This is a genomic window from Hungatella hathewayi WAL-18680 (genome assembly GCF_000235505.1).
Taxonomy (GTDB): domain Bacteria; phylum Bacillota; class Clostridia; order Lachnospirales; family Lachnospiraceae; genus Hungatella_A; species Hungatella_A hathewayi_A.
The window spans coordinates 344,884-353,217 of sequence record NZ_JH379028.1 but is presented as its reverse complement, the minus strand read 5'-3'; the positions used below and the strand labels follow the sequence as shown (position 1 = coordinate 353,217).

Annotated in this window: 2 protein-coding genes and 1 pseudogene; all 3 read right to left on the bottom strand. The window is 48.5% G+C overall.

Annotation, left to right across the window (positions count from 1 at the left end):
- Positions 1-180, bottom strand: a pseudogene (locus tag HMPREF9473_RS27815) (hypothetical protein); the annotation flags it as partial.
- Positions 173-5,599, bottom strand: a complete 5,427-nt coding sequence (locus HMPREF9473_RS17435) for a hypothetical protein (protein WP_006781508.1) — start codon at positions 5,597-5,599, stop codon at positions 173-175. The pseudogene HMPREF9473_RS27815 and the gene HMPREF9473_RS17435, both read right to left, overlap by 8 nt.
- On the bottom strand, positions 5,596-8,139 hold the full coding sequence (locus HMPREF9473_RS17430; protein ID WP_198138530.1) for a hypothetical protein: 2,544 nt from the start codon (positions 8,137-8,139) through the stop codon (positions 5,596-5,598). Before HMPREF9473_RS17430 ends, HMPREF9473_RS17435 begins: the two co-directional genes overlap by 4 nt.
- Positions 8,140-8,334: the final 195 nt, after the last annotated feature.

Here is an 8,334-nt window from a genome sequence, read left to right as displayed (position 1 = left end):
GACTCCCTGCTTCGCACCGGGGTCCGGCAGGATATCTATCCGGGCCTGGATGGCGGCCGGGAGCCTGTGGCCCGCCGCACAGGCCCCAAATGCCAGCACTGCCAAAGCGATGGCTGCCGCCAGCCACAGATGGCTCCGTCTTCCCTTCCTCCGGCTTCTTTTTGTTCTCTTCTCATCCATCTGTCTTACCACCCGCCTGCTTGATCAATACCTCCGCGCCATCCGCCGCATCATCCTCTCCTGATACGCCAAAGCGGTATGTCACGTCATAGCTGTACTGGTTCTTCGTATCAAAGTACTGGAAAGCCTGGTATTCCATCCGGTAACGGTACGGCAGCGTTCCTCCGTTCTTTAACCGGTAGGATATCCAGCTGGGCGGCGGCCCCGGGTTATAGTAAATCCCTTCCGCCGGAAAGAGTCCTCCTCCTTCCTGGTCCACAATCTTCAGCTTCACGCCCTGTGTAATCGGGTCCATGGCTGCAAATGTAAAGTCCCTGGATACCGGCTTCAGCACTGCGTAACCGTCTCCGTCCCTGGCCTCCACACTCACAATACTTCCGTCAACCGGGTAATCATTCCGGTTTGTTATAAACAGGTCCACACTGTCCGTGTTCTTCAGGGTCTGGTCCGGCCTTAAATTCTCCATTGTTACTTTTACCGGCATGACCACCTTCAAGGTCTTGCCGGTGACTCCCTTTACCGTAAACCGAATCTCATAACGGGTGGTCCCGGATGACAGCTCCACCAGCATCTTTCTGGCTGTTGGGCAGGTATAGGCCGCCGCCGTAAATAATTTCAACTGGCTCACATCCCCCAGTTCCTGTGTTGGATTTTCCAAGGACATAGTATCCGGCGACAGAGCCGTCCAGGTACTTCCTGCTGCATTGCTTCCTGTCTCCAGGCCGAAGGTTCCATTGGCGCTAGTATAACCGTAGCTGTTGTAATCTGTCGCATTCCATGCCGCCAGCACAGCTGCTGCTTCTTCACTGGTTTCTTCCCCTGCATAGCGGAGTCTTGCACGAGATATCGACTTATTCTCATCCAGTGCTGCTGTCACTCCGTCTGCGCTGGGCGCCGGGTCCATGGCTTCGGAAAGCGTTATCATCACCGGTGGCTCCAGCGTTGGATATCCTTTTGTGGCCTCATCCGCCAGACTGGTGTACCAGTTCCGTTCTTCCATTGTATAAACTAAATCTGAGCCGTCTTTCGTCACCGTATTCAGTTCTTTCGTCTGTGCTATCAGCTGTGTATTTCCCGTGAAATACAGCTGACTGACCCATTTGCTGTCGGCAAATCCCATATCGCTATAACACCGGCTCATACCAGCACCGTTTCCCGGTTTTCCGTTCACAGCCCCAACTGCGCCTGCTGCAAACGAGGTGATGCTTCCAACTGTTCCACAGCTGTTATAACTGTTTTGTATCACCCCCGCCATGCCATCCCCGACAATTCCTCCAGCATAAGAAGATGTTCCGGTGCCTTTTATCACGGTTTCCAGGTTATAGCAGTCACGAACGGAGGCATCCATTCCAATCTTTCCAACAATTCCGCCAGCATTCCCACTGGCTGTTACACTTGCTTTTCCTCCGTCTTCGCTCCGGTTGTAGCACCTGGCAATGATTGTCCTCCCGCTGGTCTCCCCAGCGATTCCTCCGGCGTTCTCCCCGGTAACCACCGCATTGGAAAGTCCAATTCTGGAAATGTTTCCGCCAGCCACCGTTCCAAACAGCCCCGCCGGGCCATCCGTCTTAACATACAGGTTCTGAATCTGGTAAATCTTATGGGTATCCGCGACGTCGGCCGGATCGCTGCTCATAAATGTGCCAGTATAAGGTGTCGTATCATCCTTCCCTATGGGAGTCCAGACCAGACGGTCTTTTAGGGTATACCGGCTTTCTCCAGCTCTCATATCAATATCCCCAATGAGGACGGCATCACTGCCTGATATCCCGCCGGCATGATTCACCTGATAGGCAAACCATGCCAGTTTTTCTGCTGTATCAATCTGATATGGTGTCCCCGATGGCTCCGTTACTCCTTCCACTAATCCATCTGCTACTCCCTGCATAACATTATTCCAGCTCCCCGCCCCTTGTACTTCTAATGCAGGATAAGGATAACCATGATTTTCTTCCCTATCATAGTCCCAGGAAACCTTCGTTTCCTGAATTAGTTTTCCACCATTCAACTTCCAGGCAGCTCCCCAGCTTTTCATTTTCTCCGATGACAGCTCCACTGCATACGTGTCTGCCGATGTCCCTGTCTCGTAATAACAGCCAATGATATTTTCCTGGCTTCCGGTTCCTGCAATTCCTCCTGTTGAAGAAGTGCTTCCTGTCACCCGGCCCGCTTGATAACTGCTTCTCACAGTCTGGCTTGTCTCCACAATATTTCCCGTAATGCCGCCCACATGCTCCCGGCCGGTTACGGTTCCTAAATTATAACAGTTCCTAATATCCACATTTGTGGTTCCTGACTCAAGCCCGCCTAAAACTCCTCCCACATAATCATAACTGCTATTAAAAATGATTCCACCCACACTGTTTCCACAGCCATCGAGTACTACTCCATTAACGGCTCCAATTCCCCCTATCACTCCTCCGAAATAATTTCCGGTTCCTGTCAGACTCCCCTCATTCCAACAGAGACTGACTGTCAGTTCCGGACCGTTCAAATATCCGGCAATTCCCCCCGCATACGTTCCGGTTGTCTGCATCTGGACCAGACTAGTTGAAATTCCCAGATTTTTAATTGCAGTCCTGGCTTCCCCGGTGCTGTTTCCTACCGTACCAAACAGCCCCAGTTTCCCACTTCCCGATACACGCATCCGGGATATCGTATGCCCATTTCCGTCAAAGATTCCCTCGTACCGTTTTCCGTCACTGTCACTGCCAATCGGAATCCACAGCAATGCTCTGGAAAGAATTTCCTCATCATTAGTATCATAAGCATTTCCACCGGTATACACTCCTCCAAACAGACTGATATCCGCCATCAGCTTCCCGCATAAATTGATCTGACCATTATTATTAACCTGATTGGCAAACCACGCCAGTTCCTCCGGAGACCTGATAAGATAGGGATTGCTCTCCGTTCCCGGAGACAAGGCGCTCTGGCTGGAAGGAGCCGATGCTGCCGCTCCAACCTCTTCCCAACTGGCAAAAACAGGAATATCCTTAAAAGTGGGATATCCGTTATTTTTTTCATCACTCCGTTCCCATATGGCCGAAGCCGTTCCCCAGTTCAGACTGTCCAGAATCGCGTCAGCCTTCAATTCCCCGGTGGTCTTCTCCATGGTCTCTGAAGTATATGCCTCCCCCTGTCCAACCGCAGATAATGTCACACCTGCCGGACTGCTGCTGCTCTTATCCCAATAACAATACTGGATACCACCACTCGGAGCTGCTCCATTTGAAAAACTTCCTGCAATGGCTCCCGGAGTTTCCCCCGTTTCTGTGGTGAGCAAACCGGTCGTATAACAATTGGTAATCCTCTGTTTTTCAGTACCGGTCTCCGAAGCGTTTCCATCTTCACTCCCCACAAACGCTCCCGTCTTTCCATTCTTTCCATGTATGGAAGCACGATTGTAGCAATGTTCAATCACAATCTGCGTCTCAGCACCTGCCACACTTTTCACAGCCCCCACAAACGCTGCGGTTCCGTTACCATCATCACCTGACAATGTTGCAACAGTTTTCACTGAACAGGTAGCATCAATACCAAGACACCGAATGGATGCCCCTCCTCCGGCACAGCCAAACAATCCCCCATAACCTTCCTGTTCCACCTTCATATTAGAGATAATTTTACCGTTGCCTTCAAAGGCACCTTTGTAAATGTTGGTCTCATTTCCTATGGGAATCCACGGAATTGGGTTTGAGAAGGTTCCATTATATTTTGCTCCAGTTAAGTCAATATTCTTAGTCAAAGAAACACAGATAGCTGTACCAAGGCTCGTATTCTTCGGATTTCCAGTATTCACTTTTACGGCGAATGCTGCCAGTTGTTCTGCACTTCCGATACTATACTTGGAAGACGCACTTCCGTTTCCGATGGTTAAAGCCCCCTCTTTTATCAGCCCTGCTTCTATCCCACGGCCAATGACCGACCAATCACTTGGTGGCTCAAGAGTTCCAAAGCTTGGATATTCTCCTTCCACATAACTCCATACACCATCCATCTGCTGTCCATTTAAATAATAAGCAGCAGCCCAGCTATCAAGTTCCTTTTGAGTAGAATATAAACAAGAAATAACTGAACCATCCCCTCCACCGGCAATCTCATTACTAAATGCTCCTGTCACACTTCCTGTGTTATAACAGTTTTTAACTTGATTGGTTGAATGATAATTTCTTCCTATAATACCACCGTTACGGGCACCGCCATAGTTGCTTCCCCTTATAGCAGCTCGATTAAAACAATTTTCAATTATTCCGTTATTCTTCGTATCACCAGTGATTCCCCCCAGTGCGGCAAAATCTTTACTTACGGAAGTATTCGTAGCGATAACACCAGATTTAATCCCGCAATTTTTTATAACAGCGTCACCTGACATCTGTCCACTGATACCTCCACCTGTCAGCCAATGAGTTGCGCTGACATTCACATTAATTTTATCCAAATACAAATTTTGAACCGTTCCTACCACCACTCCAAAAAATCCACCCTGCACGTTATACCCAGATGGTATGGAAACTGTCACTGCACTGACTGTGTGGAATTTGCCGTCAAACGTTCCTTGATACCCCTCTGTCAATGAACCATGCTCCCCTGGAACAATCATGTACCATTGCATCGCCTGATCCTTTGTAAACTGTTTTCCGTATTCTGATCCTGTCAAATCGATATCTGCCGTTAAATTTGCACATATATCATAATTTCCTTTGTTTGCATACACCATAAACCAGGCTAGTTCTTCTGCAGTCCCCAGAAGATAAGGTTCCTCTAATGTTCCACTTCCCTCAGGCCGTATACCAACATTGTCCATCAAGGTTCCTACTTCTGTCCAATTTGCAGGATTAGCTGTGCCGTCATAGAAACGGGGATATTCCCGTTTGCTATCCTCCCACGGCCGGCATCTCCAAAAGGTTTCACTGGCAGAACGATTCAGCAGTGATACGGCGCCGCTCTTTTTTATCTCCTCTTCCGATAATGCTTTCGTATCTTTGATTGTCACCTTTGTATCGTCAGAGGAACAGGCTGCCTTAACACTTAAACCACTATTTGTACTATCCCAATAGCAGTTTTGAATACCAGCATTATTCACAGTAATATTATTGGAAAATGTACCCGCTATGGCACTGGGAACCTCTCCTATACCTTCCACCAGTTCAATTCGGCCAGCGTTATAACAATTTGCAATCTTTTGTGTACTCTCACCTGTTGTCTCCCCATTTCCAACAAATGCCCCCGTTTTGTAACTTTTCCCAATTACCATTCCACGGTTATAGCAGCCTTCTACGGTTATCTGGGCTTTTGCCGTTCCGTCAGAATAGACCTTTCCCACAAATGCAGCCGTTCCGTCATCATCTGATAAAGACCAGCCAGACGAAACACCAGATATACTGCTGCCCGGACCGATTCCAAGTTTCCTTATCACTGCCCTCCTCCGGCACAGCCAAACAGGCCTGCATAGCCTTTTTGCTCCACTTTTAGATAATCAATGCTATGGCCATTACCTTCAAATATGCCTTTATAAGGATTTGTGCTGGTTCCTATTGGTATCCACAAAAGAGGATTCACCTTACTGCCGCCATAGTCTGTTTTTCCATCTAAGTTTATGTCTGCTGTCAATCTGATACTGGCATTTTGGATTGTGGCATCTCCCATATTCACTTTATAGGCAATCCAGGCCAGGGCCTCCGGAGTCCCTATTTCAAAATAATCTCCATTACGGGATGGCTGGTAAGATTCCAATACTCCTCCAGTATCTACCGCTCTTCCAACCTCGCCCCAATCCACATATGATGTGGTACGCGGTGTCATCGCCTGAACAGTGAAATTTCTGCGGACTCCACCGACGGATGCTCTTAGCTTTACTGTTTCATCAAGATTTTTTCTGATTTCTTCGCTCTCTTCAGTCTCTTCGCTTTTTTCGGTTCTCTCTGACCCCCCATTTTCTAAAGCAGGTTCCATGTCCAATATACTTTTAACCCTCGGAATCTCATTGGCTGAAATGGATACATTTTGCTCCATAATCACCTGGTTATTCCCATTAATTGTAATATTCCCTTCTGCCTCCCAGGTGATTCCATGGCCGTCTATTTCTGCGGGCAGTACTAAATTTCCTTCTTCCAATATGTCTTTGAGTGTGGTATTTTCCGGTAGAATCAGGGCAATGGCAGCAGCTCTGGAACTGGATTCAATCACTTCCCGGTCGCTTGATGCGAAATATTCCAGCTGCGGATAAGCATGTTCCACCAGATACCAGTTTCCTGGGATTTCCGCTTCTACTCCTGTCATGCGGTTTGTATTAAGCCCCTTAAGACTGAATTCCGGTTCGGACGGCATATTCAGCGCTTCTGTCGGTGTTGATACTTCCAATTCTTCAGGTATGCTGTCTGTCTCCTCCGAACATGACATCTGTCTGTCATAAACACAACTGGTAAGTACCCCTTCCCCTTCCGCCATAAACGCGCGGCGGATGGTTCCTCTTGCTCCAATTGTCATCGTGCAATAGCAGTTTTGAATGGTTCCATTGTTGACAGCGACAAATCCTCCCGTCACTCCATCAGCATCTGCGAGTCCGGCCGCATAACTATTTTCCAATCTGCTTCTCTGATTTATAATTCCTATCATTCCACCTACGTAGGTATCAACCGTTTCTAATCCGGAATCAACGGTCACTAGAACAAAGCTGTTAGAAAGAATAGAATCTCCTGCCATCTCGGCAATAAGACCTCCCACATTCACCCGCTCAGCCGTCACAAGAGTACTGATATCTCCATTTGGATTTCCTATGTATTCTATTCCCTCCTCACTTTCTGCTGAAGTTTCTGTTTCTTTGCCAGATACTGTGATGCCAGCAGAGAATTCCAAGCTGACTGGCTCTTCTTCCGGGCCGGATGGAGTTCCATCCTCAGTATGTTCCATCCTATCATCCTCACCTAAGACAGTTCCGTTTTCTTTTTGTTCGCTGTCCTCGGGGAGATATACTGCATCTGGCGGACTGGCTGCATGTCCACCTGCCAATTCTGCATTGCGGTCCGGAAGCGGCGGAACTTTCAATTTTAGATACTGCCTATCTAATAGTTGAAACCCAACCGTCTCAGATGTCGGGGCAGTTCCAGCAGCACTTCTGACAGCCATTCCTGTGACTGATTCTTCATGTTCTCCGGCGCTCATTTCTGGTTCTGCGCCTATGTTTTCTTTAGTCCCTGCTTCTGACTCTGCACCTGTATTTTCTCCTGTCTCTGTTCCCGGCTCTGCACCCGTTATTTCTTCTGTCCCTATTTCCGGCTCTGCACCCGTTATTTCTTCTGTCCCTATTTCCGGCTCTGCACCCGCATTTCCTCCCACTTCTGCTTCCGTTCCCTCATTTGAACTGTTTTCCTCTCCCGCTTCAACTTCAGCACCACTTTCTGCCTCTATACGGCCGCCTGATTCTATTTCCTCACTCTTACTTTCATTGGTTCCCGCTTCCACATCCGATTCTGGTTCATTTTCCATCCCCGGTCCATTTTCTTTGTTTCCCTCAAGTCCCGGCTCACCAGTCTGTCCACCTTCCGAAGTCTGCTCCCCCTCCCATCCAACGCCATTCCAGCTTTCCTCTACTTCCTTCGTTATCTTTTCTTCTTTCTCTTCTTCTGCATCAGCTGGACTTGCTTTTTCCAGCAAAAATCCCGTTTCAATCGGTGTTTGGGTATGGATTTCTCCTTCCATTCCGCAGTTTTCAATCTCCGTTCCTACTGCATATGCTGCCAACGCTCCATAACCGTCCACATATCTTTCCCCATCAAAATAGATACTAGGATGGGTGATATCCGCTCCACTTAGAAACAGATTTTCCACCTTTGCATTCTCCAACACCCCGAACAGCGGTCTTGTCAGACCACTTATCACGTGTCCGTTTCCATCAATACTTCCGGTGAACGGTTCTGCATTCGTTCCGATAGACTGGTACAGCCAGCCGAGTTCCAAATCCTCTTCCAGGCGGTAGTTCCCATTTAAGTTATATTCCTCACTCTCCGTATCCAGCAGGTACTGCTCCAATTCTTCTTCCGTATAAATCAGCACCGTCTCACGGCTCTTGGCGCGGGCGGTTCCGATGCTGTGCGCCACATATCCCGCCACGACCGCGGCCAGCAGTATCCCTGCGGCGGCTGCCAGCAGATA